Here is a 13,897-nt window from a genome sequence, read left to right on the forward strand (position 1 = left end):
ATTGGACGCACGCGCCGCAAAAATATTACGGGCACGGTGTCCTTCGGCTGCCTTTATTATAAAAGGAGGCAGGAAACCAAGTAGCCAAAAAGATGTATCCAAGTTGCAAATTTTGAGCCGATTTGCTAAAATTGTCGCCCCGTGTGAGGAGGCTCACTGAATGCCGAAGCCGGTGTAGGCTTTCAGCAGCGGGTCGTAGTAAAAGCCCAGCACGTTGATGTCGTTCTGAAACAGAACCAGGTAACAGTCGTCCTGGCGCAGAATCTGCAGATCGATCAGATACACCATTCGGAAGTATTCCTGCAGAAAACGCTCCACCTCTTCCGGCTTCGACCGGTCTGGTTCTGCCATGTCCAGCTTTTCCCAGGGAGAGATGTCGTTTTCCACATCGGCTTGTATGAAAAACCATTGCTCAAACAGGTTCAGGGTGTTCTCCACACTGGGAGCAGCGGCCTCTGAGGAGCTTTCCCAGGCGGGCATATCGGGGGCACCGGCTGCGTTGGGAAACTGGTCGATAAACGTGTACAGAACATCGGCCAGCGGGCCGTAGGTGTAATAGGGGGTGTTGCTGGTGTCTCCGACCAGCAGCATCAGGTGCTCCAGAATGGTCTGGTAGGCCTGCTGGTACTGTTCCTCGGTGGCGGGCGTCATGGACTCGTCCGGGGTGATGAGGGCGGTGTAACACAGCTGGTCGGCGCTGCTGCCCCGGCCGGTGCTGACATTCAGCACGCCCTGGTAGACGGGATACTCGGAGGTGGAATCGCACAAAAGCACAACGGGCACATCGTCGTAAAAGCGGCAGGCGATGTTGCCGGCGTAATAGGTATAGCAGGTCACTTCTTCGCTGTTGGCTTCCTCCCGGCCGCTCAGGCTGAGGACAGGGGCGCAGCTTCCCAGCATGTTCAGCAGAAGCTCCTGAAAGCCGGTGGCATCCAGTGCCAGCTGGGGAGAAAAGCTCTCCTGAGAGCCGTTTGACCGGGCCAGGTCATGGTAGCGGGCACGGGGCCAGAATTCCAGCCGGTCGGTGCGCTGGCCGATCACATTGTACACCGGCAGGGCGGCGAAGGAGCCCCGCTGCCCGGCGGGGTTGACGATGCGGGACGCGGCCCAGGCGCTGGATGCGCCGCCCGCCGCCAGAATGAACACGGTGAGCAGGCCGAACGCCAGATTTGCCCGCAGCGCGCCGGGCTTTGTCCGCTTTGCAGCGCCGCGGCGGGGCAAGCCGCGCGCCGCCTTGGGTTTGGTTTGTTTTTTCGGCATAGGCCATTTCCTTTCCATGAGAGGAATCACAGCAGCTGAAGGCCGATTCCGCACCAGGTTTTGAGCACCGGGCTGTAGTAGAGGCCCAGGGTTGCGGTACCGTTATCCAGCTCGGTGCTGATCAGCACCAGGTAGCACTCCTCCAGCCGGAGCACCTGCAGGGTGCAGCCGCGCTCCCGGAAATACTGCTGCAGCAAAGCGTCGGCCTGGGCCGGGTCCGCCAGATCGTAAGAGAAGGAGCCGCTTTGGTACAGCTCCAGCAAAAGGGAGCCCATCTGCCCGGCAAGACCGGTCAGATTTTGGGCCTGAAGAGGGGAAAAAGTGTAGTTTTCCTGGAAGGGGGTGGGGTCCAGGTTGGCCAGCAGGTCCTCCAGGGTATGGAAGGTGTTCATTTGCCCGGCGCACAGCTGCTGCAGATCGTCCACCACGCTATCGTAGGCGGCCTCGAAGGCCTGCTCATCCGGCGTTTCATCCGGCAAAAACAGCAGGGTGAAACAAAAGGGCTGCTGTTCGTCGGTGGCGGAGCGGCCCAGGCTCAGATCGATCTGTCCCGGGAACTCCTGTCCGGTATGTGTGGAGTAGACGGCGGAAATGTCGTCCCAGAAGATACAGGTCAGCATCTGGAAGGTGTTGGTGTGAGACCAGGCGGGCTTTACCGTGGTTTCCGGCGCGGTCAGGGAGCCGGGGGCCCGGCTGTACATCAGCTGCTCCAGCGGGAACAAATCGTCCAACTGGGAGAGGGCTTCCACCGCGAAAAGAGGGGTGGACAGAGACTGGTCTTTGGGGGTGGCGTCGTGGTATTGGGCAATGGCCCAGAAGTCCGCCCGGTCGGCCTGCTGGCCCACCACGTTGTAGGCGGGCAGGGCGGAAAAGCTGCCCACCTTGCGGTCGGGCAGGATCATCCACTGGGCCAGAGCGAACAGGCACAGGCCGCTGCCCGCCAGAAGCCCCAGGGTGAGCAGGCCGAAGCGGGAAAAAAGGCGGCGGGGTTTTGCCTTCTTTCGGGAAGGCGGAGCCGCTTTTCGGGCGGGTGCCGGCGGCTTGGCCGGGTCAGGTTTTTCCGCGGGCGCCTTTGCCTTTACCGGGGCCGCATCGGGGCGGGGGGACTGTTCGCGCCGGATCTTCATGGAGCGCCGCCTCCCTCCGCCGCACCGCCCGGCGAAGCGGGCGGAAAGCTGAGGGTGATGAGGGTGCCCTCGCCCAGGCGGCTGTCGATGGAAAAGCTGCCCTTGTGGATGCGGCAGATCTCCTCGCACAGGGCGAGGCCCAGGCCCGCGCCGCCCGCCTTGCGGCTGCGGGATTTATCCACCATATAGAAGGGCTGGCGAATCTTTTCCAGCTCCTTTTTGGGAATGCCCTGGCCGTGGTCCCGGATGAGGATCTCGATGCGGCCGCCCTTGCGGTGGGCCAGCAGCTGGATCAGGCTGCCCTCTGGGCTGGCCTTGCGGCCGTTGTCGATGAAGTTATAGAGCAGCGATTTGAACAGCTCCCGGTCCATCTCCATCCACAGCCCCGGCTCGCAGCCGTATTGCAGGGCCAGGCGGCTGCTGTGCAGCACCGGCTGCATGGCGGTGGCCACCTCGCCAATCACGCCGGAAAGCTCCTCCGAGGTGAACACCAGGTTCTGGCTGCCCACGTTCAGCAGCTCCATCAGCTTGCCGGACAGGCTGCGCATCCGCTTGGTCTCGTCCAGAATGATGCCCGCGTACTCCCGGCGCTTTTTCTCCGGCACATCCTTTTGCAGGTACAAAAGGTCCGCAAAGCCCAGAATACTGGTCAGGGGCGTTTTCATCTCGTGGGCCATGTTGGCGATGAAGGTCTTCTGGTCCTGGGCCACCTGCTCCAGCTGGCCCACGTGCTGCTGCACGGCCTGGGCCATCCGGTTCAGGTCCTTGCCCAGGTCCGCCACCTCGTCCGCCCCGGCCAGCTGCACCCGCTCGGCATAGTTGCCCTGGGCGATGCGGCGGGACGCGCGGGACAGCTGCTCCAGACGGCGCAGCTGCACCTTGACCAGAATCAGCAGTACCACGGCGGCGGCCAGGCTGACCACCATGCCGAAGGTGAGGGCGGTCGCCGCCTGGCGCTGCAGCTGGGCGCCCAGGTCGGTCACGTCAAACACGCATACCATGCGGAATTCGCTCTGCTCCAGAGGCAGAGGGGAGTTGAGGGCCAGCAGCAGCCGGTCCCCCTGGGCAAAGATGCGGGTGTAGGTGAGGGAATCGTCCTGATATTCGCTGCTGTTCAGGTTGGCAGTGTGGCACAGGCCGGTGGTATCGTCGCGGAAGGGTTCGCCGCCGGAATCATACAGCTGGAAGGCCAGCAGGTAGCCGTCGGTCTCCTGGCTCCCAAGGGCGGAGCGCACCGCCTGCCGGGTCTCGGTTTCGTTCAGGCTGATCTGGCCGGACTGCAGCCGCTGGTTCACCACGTTGGTTTTGATGGCGTTCATCATGGACTGCTGCTGCAAAGCGGCCCGCTGCTTTTCCCGCTGCCACAGCTGGGTCTGGGTGTTGTTCAAAAAGAGCAGGCTCAGCCCGCCGGTGGCCAGCACCAGCAGCGCCAGGGAGGACAAAAAGATCTTCTGCCACAGTTTCACGGGCATGGCTCCTTTCAGTGTTCCAGACGGTAGCCGATGCGGGGCAGGGTGACCAGCTTGCCGGAAAGCCCCAGCTTCTGGCGCAGCCGCTGCACATGGATGTCCACGGTGCGGGTCTCACCGGCGAAGTCGTAGCCCCACACCAGCGAGAGCAGCTTGTCCCGGGAGAGGGCCAGGTCCTGGTTCTGCAAAAAGACCCGCAGCAGTTCAAATTCCTTGGGGCTCAGGGCCACCGGCTTGCCGTTCAGGGTCACGGTGTGGCTGGAAAGGTCCTGCTGGATGCCCCGGTACTCCAGAACCTCACGGCCCTTGCCCCGGCGGCGCAGGGCCACCTCTACGCGGGCCAGCAGCTCCAATGCCTCGAAGGGCTTGGCGATGTAATCCTCGGCGCCCAGATGCAGCCCGCGCACCTTGTCGGCCACCTGCTGCATGGCGGAAAGAAAGATCACCGGGGTGCCCTGGCTGGCCACCCGTTCCATTACAGAGAAACCGTCCAGCCCGGGGAGCATCACGTCCAGCAGCACCAGATCGTAGCCGCCCGCGAAGATGCGCTCCACCGCCTGCGCGCCGTCGGCGCAGATCTCGCAGCTGTAGCCGCCCAGGGAAAGGGTGGCTTCGATCATCTGGGCAATGTGTTCTTCGTCTTCTACAATCAGGATGTGTGCCATGGTCGTATTTCCTCCTTTGGTTCCGGCCGGGCCGGAAAACCGATCGCGTTACGCTTATTCTATCATATCATATCCGGCCGCAAAATGGGCCAATTGGCAAAATCCTGCCGCAAAAACAGGAATATTGCCCTCCTATTTATTATTGCATAGAAAGGGTAACGCTGTCGGCAAGAAGTTGTATCAAAACTGCAAACAAGGCCCCCGCGCCGCCGGAAAGATCCGGGGTGCGGGGGCCTTGTTTAAAACATGTGCGGTTATTGGTGCTCCCCCACCCAGCGTTCGCGGGTCTCCCACACGGCTTTGCCCTGGGCAAGGCACTGGGGAAGGTCCAGAATGCGCTGGTTGCGGCTGCCCCGGAAGCGCAGCTCCAGGCTCATCTCGTCCTGCACAAAGGGTCCGTCGATGAGGGTGTCCAGCAGGGTCAGAAGTTCCTTCTGGGCGGGGGTGCCGTGCTCGTACAGCTCCTCAAAGGTGTAGCCGGTGTAGCTTGCCACCTCGTAACCGGCGGCGCGGGCCAGCCGGACAAACTCCAGCATTTCCGGCCCGGCCTGGGCGAAGGGCTCGCCGCCGGACAGGGTGATGCCGCGGCAGAGCGGATTCTTCTTTGCCATCTGGATGAGCTGATCGGGGGTGAAGGGAGTCCCGCCCTCGAAGGGCCAGGTCTCGGGGTTATGACAGCCGGGGCAGTGGTGGGGGCAGCCCTGGAAAAACACGGTAAACCGGAGGCCGGGACCGTCCACGATGCTGTCGCCGGCGAAGCCTGCTACCTGCAGCATGGCGCTTACAGGTGCTTCACGCGGTCGCGCTCTTCGGCCTTCTTGGCGTCGTTCCATTTGTCCATGGTGCCGACCAGGTAGCCGGTGATGCGGCGGATGCGCTCGAAGGGAACGTCCTTACCAACGACGGATTGTTTCTGCATAGCGGACATAAAAACTCCTCCTTTTACAAAACGCCGCCCGCCCGAAATGCGGGCGGCGATAAAAAATTCAAAAGCAATTGGGTGACAAATCTATTATAGAAAGAATACCGGCGGCACAGCGTTGCCGAAGCAACAAAAGCACTGGCTGAAATTATATAAGAAACGAAGATATATATTATGAATCTTCTTTTATGTGTATTTATGTATATCAGGGTGCTTTTAATTAAATAAGTAATTTTTGTGCGCTGTGCGCCTTTGCCGGATGTGAAATTTATGTAATAGTCCTTTTACCTATTGATTTTGACTCGGCTTTAAAATCTCTTTCAGGGTAGTTAGCGGTTTTCGCTGAGGAAAGCCCGGTGCGGAAGGCTGGCGTATCGAACCCGGTCAACGGTCGAGTCCGCTAAAATCATTCGCAGCCGCAGAAGGTGGGAACGCCGGGATACTTTTTGCGCAGCTCATCCAGCTTTTCGGGGCTCAGGGCCTCGCCGCTGCGGCGGCCGCAGCGGGGGCAAACGTCGCCGATCACGCCAACGTAGCCGCAAACCGGGTCGCGGTCCACGGGATGGTTGATGCTGCCGTAGCCAACGCCGCTGTCGTGCATGCAGCGGACCACGCTCTCAAAGGCCTCCAGGTTGTTGGCGGTGTCGCCGTCCAGCTCCACGTAGCTGATGTGACCCGCGTTGGTCAGGGCGTGGTAGGGGCCCTCCTTCTGGATCTTGTCGTAGGCGGAGATGGGATACCACACAGGAATGTGGAAGCTGTTGGTGTAGTATTCCCGATCGGTCACGCCGGGAATGATGCCGAACCGCTTCTGATCCATGCGGGTGAACCGGCCGGACAGACCCTCGGCGGGAGTGGCCAGCAGGGTGAAGTTCATCTTCAGCTCCTGGCTCTTGCGGTCGCAGTAATCCCGCATGTGGCCGATGATCTCCAGACCCTTCTGCTGCATCTCGTCGCTCTCGCCGTGATGATGGCCGTACAGGGCGGTCAGGGTCTCGGCCAGGCCGATGAAGCCGATGGACAGGGTGCCGTGCTTGAGCACTTCACGCACCTCGTCGGCGGGTCCCAGCTGGTCGGAATCCAGCCATACGCCCTGGCCCATCAGGAAGGGGAAGTTGTAAACGCGCTTGGCCGCCTGGATCTCGAACCGGTCCAGCAGCTGGTTTGCCACCAGCTCCATCATGGCGTCCAGACTCTCGTAGAACTTCTTCTCGTCGTGGTCGGCCAGAATCGCCAGACGGGGCAGGTTGATGGAGGTGAAGCTCAGGTTGCCGCGGCTGTAGCTGATCTGGCGGTCCGGGTCGTAAACGTTGCCCATCACGCGGGTGCGGCAGCCCATGGTGGCAACCTCGGTCTCGGGCCGGCCGGGCACGTAGTACTGCAGGTTGAAGGGGGCATCCAGGAACACGTAGTTGGGGAACAGCCGCTTGGCACTCACCTTCATGCTCAGCTTGAACAGGTCGTAGTTGGGGTCGCCCTCGTTGTAGTTCACGCCCTCTTTTACTTTAAAGATGTGGATGGGGAAGATGGGGGTCTCGCCGTGGCCCAGACCTGCGTCCTCCGCCAGCAGAATGTTGTGAATCACCATCCGGCCCTCGGGGCTGGTATCGGTGCCGTAGTTGATGCTGCTGAAGGGAGTCTGCGCACCGGCACGGCTGTGCATGGTGTTCAGGTTGTGCACAAAGCCCTCCATGGCCTGGTAGGTATCCCGGTCGGTCTGCTTCCAGGCCCGGCGGCGGGCGGTGGCCACCAGCCGCTTGGCGGTGTGCTCATCCACACGGCCGCTGGCGGTCAGAGCCTCGGCCACAATGCGGTCGAACTCCTCCGCGTTGGTCTCCAGGCGGGGCTGCTGGTCCAGCTCGGTGACGGCCTTATCCACCATCTGGTTCACGAAAGCGCTCTCATCCTCGGTCTCCAGCACGTCCTCCAGACTCTCGGTCAGCTTCTTGCGGTAGGCCCGGGCAAAGGTCTTGCTCACGCCCTCGGCCATGCCGTAGTCGAAGTTCGGGATGCTCTGGCCGCCGTGCTGGTCGTTCTGGTTGGACTGGATGGCGATGGCCGCCAGCGCCGCGTAGCTGCCGATGCTGTTGGGCTCGCGCAGAAAACCGTGGCCGGTGGAGAACCCGCCGTGGAACAGGCGCAGAATATCGATCTGGCAGCAGGTGGTGGTCAGGGAATAGAAATCGAAGTCATGGATGTGGATGTCGCCCTCCCGGTAGGCCTTGGCCTGCTCGGGGCGCAGCAGATACGCCGCATTGTAGGCCTTGGCGCCGGCGGTGCCGATCTGCAGCATGCTGCCCATGGCGGTGTTGCCGTCGATGTTGGCATTGTCACGCTTCATGTCGCTGGCGCGGGCGTCCACATTGGTGATCTCGTCGATGGTCTTCATCAGGGTGGTGTTGGCCTCGCGGATGCGGGTGCGGTTGGCCCGGTACAGAATGTACTGCTTGGCAGCCGCGTCGTGGCCGGTCTCCATCAGCGCGGTTTCCACCGCGTCCTGAATCTGCTCGATCTGAGGGGACTCCTCGCCGCAATCCATCTCCAGCTGGCGGGCGGCCCGGGTGGCAATGCGGTCGGCTTCGGCGGCATCCCCTTCCTTGGCGGCTTCCAGCGCCTTCATAATGGCGGCGGTGATCTTGCTCTGATCGTAGAGCACCACACGGCCGTCGCGCTTAATTACACTTTTGATCATGGCGATTCTCCTCATGCAACTGTTACTTTGATGCGGCAAAAAAATACAGAGCGTAAAGAACTACCCTCTGTATTTTGGGGTGATTCGGCCGCGATTACTATTATTGCACTAGATATAGTAGAAGTCAATAGATTCCCGGTGCCGATACGGAACAAGAACGGCCAAGCTTTTCGGGGAAAATTTGTGAGATATGATGGCTTGACGAGCCAAACCGGGAACGGATGTGATACAATAAATAGGTCGGAAAACTTTGCCAGGAGGTGGAAAAGCAAGATGGCAGGCCAAATTCGCCGGGTGGCGGGGTTGGAATATGAACTCGTTCGAAAAAAGGTGAAAAATTTGAACCTGCGGGTGCGGCGGGACGGCACGGTGGCCGTGAGCGTACCCATGCGGGTGAGCGCGGCCCAGGCGGATGCCTTTGTGGCCCAGCGGTTGGGCTGGGTGATCGAGGCCAAGCAGCAGGTGGCCCGGGCCGCCCGCAAGCAGCAGGACTGCCCGCCTCCCTCCAAGGAGGAATGCCTGGCACTGTTCGAGCCCATCAGCCGGATGGTGTATCCCGCCTTTGCCGGGGTGCTGGGCGGCCAGCCGCCCCAGCTGCAGGTGCGGGACATGACCAGCCGGTGGGGGGTGTGCAACATGGAAAAAAAGCGCATCACCCTGGCCTCCCGGCTGGCGCTGCAGCCACGGGCGGCGGTGGAATACGTGATCGTGCATGAATACTGCCATTTTGTTCACCCCAATCATCAGAAGGAGTTCTGGGCCCTGGTGGAGCAGTTTCTGCCGGACTGGAAGGCCCGCCGGGCGCTGCTGCGGCAGGGGTGAGGCCGGGTTCGATGGGATTGTAGGCCGGGTTCGATGGGATTCCGTGGACATTTCGCCCTGTGGGCGTTATAATATAAGTTCGGCCAAAGAATATTTGACCGAACAGAAATAACATCAATATAAAGTAAAATAAGGCAATCAACAAGGAGGGCCGCCGGGCGTGGAAAACAAATACAAACGGCTGATGAGCAACACCATGCTGTTCGCCATCAGCAACTTTTCCTCCAAACTGCTCAGCATCATCTTGCAGCCATACATCACCTTCGCCATGGGCGAGGTGGACGAGGTGGGTATCACCAAGCTTGTCCAGCAGATCGGTTCGCTTTTGATCCCGCTGGTGAGCATGGGCGTGAGCTTCGCCATCATCCGTTTCGGTCTGGAAAAGACCAACAGCAAAAGCCAGGTGTTTACAAACGGCCTGGTGACCATCGGCCTGGGCTTTGCGCTGATGCTCATCTGCTACCCGGTGCTGCGGCTGATCCCGCTGTTCAGTGATTATGCGCTGCTTTTGTATGTGCACGTGCTGGTGAGCTGCCTGCGCACCCTGTGTACCCAGTTCGTGCGCAGCCGCCAGCTGAACCGGCTGGTGGCGGTGGACGGCGTTTTGTGCAGCGCCACCAACCTGGGCTTCATGATCCTGTTCCTGTCCGGCATGAAGATGGGGGCCTCCGGCTACATCCTGGCCATCATCTGCAGCGACGCGCTGAGCGCTTTGTTCGTGTTCCTGGTGGCGGGGCTGCGCCGGTACCTGCATGTGAAGAGCTTCAACAAGGAGCTGTGGAGCCGGATGATGCGCTATGCGCTGCCCATGGTTCCGGCGCAGATCAGCTTCTGGGTCATCAACGCCAGTGACCTGTTCTTCGTGCAGGCCATGTGCGAGGGCTATCAGGGCCAGACCGGCGAATACTGGACCGGCCTGTTGGGCGTGGGCTATTTCCTGCCCACCATCCTCACGGTGCTGGGCACCATCTTCTATGAGGCCTGGCAGCTTTCCGCTGTGACCGAGGAAAAGGGCCGCGCGGCCTTCTTCAGCCGGGTGTTCGCCATCTATCAGGCGCTGCTCTTCTGCTGCTGCAGCGGCATCATTCTGCTCTGCCGCCCGCTGATGTTCATGTTCAAATCCAACTTCTACGACGCCTGGCAGTTCGTGCCCATGCTCACCCTGGCCACCCTGTTCAACTGCTTCAACCAGTTCTTGAACAGTGTTTACATGGTGGAAAAGCGCAGCACCCTGTCGCTGTACACCATGCTGGCGGGCGCCATTGCCAACGCCGGACTGAACTGGGCGCTGATTCCTCTGATGGGCCCCAACGGCGCTACCCTGGCCAGCCTGATCAGCTATTTCATCGTGTTTGTGCTGCGGGCCATCAACACCCGCGGCCTGATGCACATGAGCTTTGCGCCGCTGCGCCTGACCATCAACTGCGCGCTGATTGGCGTGGAGACGGTGTTCATGCTGCAGGAAACGCCGGGCTGGCCGGTCTGGTGCACGCTGCTCACCGCCGTGATCTGCCTGTTCAACCTGCAGGGCATCCTGGGCATGCTGCGCCAGCTGCTGCGCCGCCGTGCCCCCCGCAAGCAGGCCTGAGCCTTTTGACTTTGATTGAAACCAAACCGCCCCCGGGCCGTGCGTTATGCACAGTGCCCGGGGGCGGTTTGGTTTTGTTCGGCTTCAGTCCGGCAGCGCCAGCTCGGTCAGGCGCATATAGTGCTTGTACAGGGGGCCGAAACGGCGGCGGTAGCCCGGCTTCCAGGGCTTTGACTTGCCGCAGAAGTGCAATATGGCGGTGTGGGTGAGCACCCAGTCCATATCGCAGTCGCCGCCGCTGCGCAGATAATAATTGTTGAAGTTGCGGGCGTCGTAGTTCCACACCGCGTCGTCCAGTGCCAGCACCCGTTCGCCGTAGAGCATATTCAGAAGGTCCTGGTCCGGGAACAATAGCTCCCGGGCGTGCTTTTTGGTGAAGGCGAAGAGGGCCGCCGGGTCAATCCAGCGGCGCGCGGCGTCCAGGTCGATGAGAAGCACGCCGGAGTTGAAGTAGTTGTGGTTGGTGCCCAGCCGCACCTGATTCACGCTGTTGGCCAGTTCGGTTTTTCCGGTGTGGGCCGCCGCCGCGAACATCCGGCCCGCAAGATCCAGCTCCCACAGGGGCCGCAGCGGGTTGATGACCAGAATATCCGGGTCCAGGTAGATCACCCGGTGCATCTCCGCGGGCAGCAGCTGACCGGCCAGCAGCCGGTAGTACATCTCCTGGGGGTACTGGCGGGTGAGGGGGGCATCCCGGAACAGCTCCTCGCCCGCGGTCAGCGGGTGCAGCGAGAAGCCCAGCAGGCTGCAGCGCTGTTCCAGCCGGGCCAGATGAGCGGGGGTGAGCGAGCGGTGGATCAGCCAGACCGACACCGTCTCCCCCGGGTTGGAGGCGTGCAGAGAGGTGAGCATCACCTCCAGCTGGGGCAGGTAATGCTCGTTCAGGGTCACCAGAATGGAAATGGCAGATGACAAAATAACACCTCATTCTACCGCCGGAAAACCCCCGGCGGAGGATCGGACACAATTGCGCCCTTTTTTGTTATGGTACCACGTTTGGGACCGGAATATATGAAGTTTCTGCAAAGAACGAAAAATTTTGCCCCGATGGTGAAGAAACCGGCCGTAAAGGTTCGTTGCATGGGCACGGGCGGGCGGCATGCGCCCCCGCATACATGCTTGCCGAACAGGGAGGTCGATACCATGGCAGAGCTGTTTTTTTCGATCAGCCGTTTCTGGCTTTTGCTGATGGGCATTTGCTGTGCCTACCAGCTGGGCTACACCCTTCTGAGCCTTATGAAAACGCCCCGCTGGAGGCCGGGGCCCTGCACCAACCGATATGCGGTGCTCATCTGCGCCCGCAACGAGGCTGCGGTGCTGCCAAAGCTTTTGGAGAGCCTGCGCGCCCAGGATTACCCCGGCGTGCTGGATTTGTATGTGGCGGCGGACAACTGTACCGACGACACCGCCCGCCTGGCCCGCAAGGCCGGGGCCACCGTGTTCGAGCGGCACGACCGGACCCGGGTGGGCAAGGGCTACGCGCTGGATTTTCTTTTGCACCGCATCTGGGCCGAGGGCAGGCACTACGACGGCTACATCCTCTTTGATGCGGACAACCTGGCTCGGCCGGACTTTGTGCGCCGGCTGGACGGGGTGTTTTCCACCGGCTGCCCGGTGGTGGCGGGCTACCGGAACACCAAGAATTACCGGGGCTGGGTGGCCGCGGGCCAGGGCCTGTGCTTCATCCGGGAGGTGCGCTTTCTGAACGCACCCCGCACCCTGCTGGGCTTCAGCGGCAACGTGACCGGCACCGGCTTTCTGGTGAGCGAGGAGATTCTGCGGGATGCGGGCGGCTGGCCCTGGCACTGCCTGTGCGAGGACCTGGAATTCTCCACCGTGCAGATGGTCGCCGGGCGGCGCATTGCCTACTGCCCCCAGGCAGAATACTTCGACGAGCAGCCCGCGAGCCTTCGCCAGAGCGTGCGCCAGCGGCTGCGCTGGTGCAAGGGCTTTTTGCAGGTGATGGCAAAGCGGGGCCCCGCCATGGGCCGGGCGGCGCTGCGGGGCAGCTGGTCCTGCGCAGACCTGCTCATCAGCCGCATCGCGCCGGTGCTGTTCAACCTGCTGGCCCTGGGCTTTGCCGCCGCGGGGGCGGTGCTCTCCGGCGGGGCGCTGATCGCCCTGGGCGCGCTGGGCCGCATCCTTGTCTGCGGCTACCTTTCCATGATGGCCATGGCGGCGCTGACCACCTGCACCGAGTGGAAGCGCATCCAGGCCCCCGTCGCCCAGAAGCTGGCGAGCATCGTCACCTTTCCGTTTTATATGGCCACCTACCTGCCCATTGCCCTGGCCGCCTGCGTGCGGAAGGTGGAATGGACCCCGGTGGCTCACACCCGGGCCGTGACCTTGAACCAGCTGGACGCGGGCTGAAGAGCAAAAACAAAACGCCCCTGCTGCGAAAACAGCAGGGGCCTTTTTCTTTATGCAGACCAATCAGCGGTGCAGCCGCTCGTGCAGGGTTTCCTTCAGCTCGGCCAGCAGCTCGCTGTGGCGCAGGTCCTTCATGGCGGGGAAGGCCTTCATCAGACGGGCCGCGCCAAAGAGCCGGGTGTCCAGAATGCGGGCCTGCAGAAAGTCCCGCCGGGCCTCCAGCTCGGCCAGCTTCTGGGGCAGGGCCTGGCGGCCTTTCTCCAGCTTTTCGTCCGCTGCCAGGGCCGCGTCGCCCAGGTTGCGGCTGATGGTATCGCTGCCCTTGCGCAGGGCGGCCACCACCTTTTCCAGCTCGCCCAGGTCACGCTCCAGGCCGATCAGGGTGCGCAGGGTTACCGCCACGTCAGCCACAAAGACCGCCAGCCACAGCACCAGCAGCGCCAGGCCCACCGGCCGGGGCATCCATTCCACAAAGCGGTTCACCGGCGGATGCAGCACCTTCACCGCGAACATGCCCACCAGGCCCCAGGCCAGGCTGAATTTCAGGCAGATGTAGCCGCCCAGGTTGAATTTCTGTTTGGAATAGTCCCACCAGGTGGTGTGGAACAGGGTTTTCAGTGCCCAGCCGGTGACCAGCTCCAGCGTGCTGGTAAGCAGGGCGCTGCCCACAAACAACGCCAGCGGCCGGTGAGCCAGCGGCTCCAGCGTCAGAAGCACGATCACCATGCCAAAGCCGTAGATGGGGCAGACCGGTCCGTTCAGAAAGCCCCGGTTCACCCACTTGCCGGTGCGCACGGTGCAGAATACCACCTCCAGGCACCAGCCCAGAAAGGCGTAGATCAAAAAGTACCAAAGAATCGCGTACAGGGAATGTTCCATTCAGATACCACCTCTCGTAAAGCGGCGCCGCGGGATGCACGGGTACAGAATTACAAAGCGCCACCCTAACATTATAGCATCCTGCTGCCTTCGCGTGATATAA

The 13,897-nt window shown here is 61.6% G+C and carries 12 protein-coding genes; 3 read left to right on the forward strand and 9 right to left on the reverse strand.

Going from position 1 to position 13,897, the window contains the following annotated elements:
• Positions 1-153: 153 nt before the first annotated feature.
• The 7 genes from PH256_RS06205 to PH256_RS06235 all read right to left on the reverse strand — a co-directional run bounded on the left by PH256_RS06205 (position 154) and on the right by PH256_RS06235 (position 8,135).
• On the reverse strand, positions 154-1,260 hold the full coding sequence (locus PH256_RS06205) for a hypothetical protein (protein WP_270913419.1): 1,107 nt from the start codon (positions 1,258-1,260) through the stop codon (positions 154-156).
• Positions 1,261-1,286: 26 nt separating this feature from the next.
• Positions 1,287-2,387, reverse strand: coding sequence for a hypothetical protein (locus PH256_RS06210; protein WP_270913420.1), 1,101 nt, complete (start codon positions 2,385-2,387; stop codon positions 1,287-1,289).
• Positions 2,384-3,853 (reverse strand): sensor histidine kinase, encoded by a 1,470-nt coding sequence (locus tag PH256_RS06215; RefSeq protein WP_158096336.1) that lies wholly within the window; start codon positions 3,851-3,853, stop codon positions 2,384-2,386. The genes PH256_RS06210 and PH256_RS06215 overlap by 4 nt, the downstream gene beginning before the upstream one ends.
• A gap of 14 nt (positions 3,854-3,867) precedes the next feature.
• A complete protein-coding gene (locus PH256_RS06220) occupies positions 3,868-4,521 on the reverse strand; it encodes a response regulator transcription factor (RefSeq protein ID WP_087180927.1) in 654 nt (217 codons plus the stop codon).
• A gap of 254 nt (positions 4,522-4,775) precedes the next feature.
• Positions 4,776-5,297: an anaerobic ribonucleoside-triphosphate reductase activating protein gene (gene nrdG, locus PH256_RS06225; protein WP_087180926.1), complete on the reverse strand. Its 522-nt coding sequence runs from the start codon at positions 5,295-5,297 to the stop codon at positions 4,776-4,778.
• A gap of 5 nt (positions 5,298-5,302) precedes the next feature.
• Positions 5,303-5,449 carry an anaerobic ribonucleoside-triphosphate reductase gene (gene nrdD / locus PH256_RS06230; protein ID WP_143402985.1) on the reverse strand — a complete coding sequence of 49 codons (147 nt, stop codon included), beginning with the start codon at positions 5,447-5,449 and terminating at the stop codon, positions 5,303-5,305.
• A gap of 400 nt (positions 5,450-5,849) precedes the next feature.
• Positions 5,850-8,135, reverse strand: a complete 2,286-nt coding sequence (locus PH256_RS06235) for an anaerobic ribonucleoside triphosphate reductase (protein WP_087183176.1) — start codon at positions 8,133-8,135, stop codon at positions 5,850-5,852.
• 273 nt (positions 8,136-8,408) lie between these two features.
• Here PH256_RS06235 and PH256_RS06240 point away from each other — a divergent pair, with 273 nt between their 5' ends.
• Positions 8,409-8,957: a M48 family metallopeptidase gene (locus PH256_RS06240; protein ID WP_270913421.1), complete on the forward strand. Its 549-nt coding sequence runs from the start codon at positions 8,409-8,411 to the stop codon at positions 8,955-8,957.
• A 160-nt stretch (positions 8,958-9,117) separates the two neighbouring features.
• Positions 9,118-10,545 carry a lipopolysaccharide biosynthesis protein gene (locus PH256_RS06245; protein ID WP_270913422.1) on the forward strand — a complete coding sequence of 476 codons (1,428 nt, stop codon included), beginning with the start codon at positions 9,118-9,120 and terminating at the stop codon, positions 10,543-10,545.
• A gap of 84 nt (positions 10,546-10,629) precedes the next feature.
• Here PH256_RS06245 and PH256_RS06250 read toward each other — a convergent pair whose 3' ends face one another.
• Entirely contained in the window at positions 10,630-11,460 is an 831-nt protein-coding gene (locus PH256_RS06250; protein WP_087183178.1) for a glycosyltransferase family 8 protein, read from the reverse strand.
• 228 nt (positions 11,461-11,688) lie between these two features.
• Between PH256_RS06250 and PH256_RS06255 the strand changes: the two genes are divergently transcribed.
• Positions 11,689-12,915 carry a glycosyltransferase family 2 protein gene (locus PH256_RS06255; RefSeq protein WP_270913423.1) on the forward strand — a complete coding sequence of 409 codons (1,227 nt, stop codon included), beginning with the start codon at positions 11,689-11,691 and terminating at the stop codon, positions 12,913-12,915.
• A 63-nt stretch (positions 12,916-12,978) separates the two neighbouring features.
• Here the strand turns inward: PH256_RS06255 and PH256_RS06260 are convergent, their stop codons facing one another.
• A complete protein-coding gene (locus tag PH256_RS06260) occupies positions 12,979-13,794 on the reverse strand; it encodes a putative ABC transporter permease (protein ID WP_270913424.1) in 816 nt (271 codons plus the stop codon).
• Between the last annotated feature and the right edge of the window lie 103 nt (positions 13,795-13,897).

Origin of the sequence: Allofournierella sp. CML151 (genome assembly GCF_027853465.1) — a bacterium.
Lineage (GTDB): Bacteria > Bacillota > Clostridia > Oscillospirales > Ruminococcaceae > Allofournierella.

What these genes read in the sequence shown, in the direction of transcription:
- PH256_RS06205 (WP_270913419.1), bottom strand. Translation starts at nt 1,260, where the DNA reads ATGCCGAAAAAACAAACCAAACCCAAGGCGGCGCGCGGCTTGCCCCGC.
- PH256_RS06210 (WP_270913420.1), bottom strand. Translation starts at nt 2,387, where the DNA reads ATGAAGATCCGGCGCGAACAGTCCCCCCGCCCCGATGCGGCCCCGGTA.
- PH256_RS06220 (WP_087180927.1), bottom strand. Translation starts at nt 4,521, where the DNA reads ATGGCACACATCCTGATTGTAGAAGACGAAGAACACATTGCCCAGATG.
- nrdG (WP_087180926.1), bottom strand. Translation starts at nt 5,297, where the DNA reads ATGCTGCAGGTAGCAGGCTTCGCCGGCGACAGCATCGTGGACGGTCCC.
- nrdD (WP_143402985.1), bottom strand. Translation starts at nt 5,449, where the DNA reads ATGTCCGCTATGCAGAAACAATCCGTCGTTGGTAAGGACGTTCCCTTC.
- PH256_RS06235 (WP_087183176.1), bottom strand. Translation starts at nt 8,135, where the DNA reads ATGATCAAAAGTGTAATTAAGCGCGACGGCCGTGTGGTGCTCTACGAT.
- PH256_RS06240 (WP_270913421.1), top strand. Translation starts at nt 8,409, where the DNA reads ATGGCAGGCCAAATTCGCCGGGTGGCGGGGTTGGAATATGAACTCGTT.
- PH256_RS06255 (WP_270913423.1), top strand. Translation starts at nt 11,689, where the DNA reads ATGGCAGAGCTGTTTTTTTCGATCAGCCGTTTCTGGCTTTTGCTGATG.
- PH256_RS06260 (WP_270913424.1), bottom strand. Translation starts at nt 13,794, where the DNA reads ATGGAACATTCCCTGTACGCGATTCTTTGGTACTTTTTGATCTACGCC.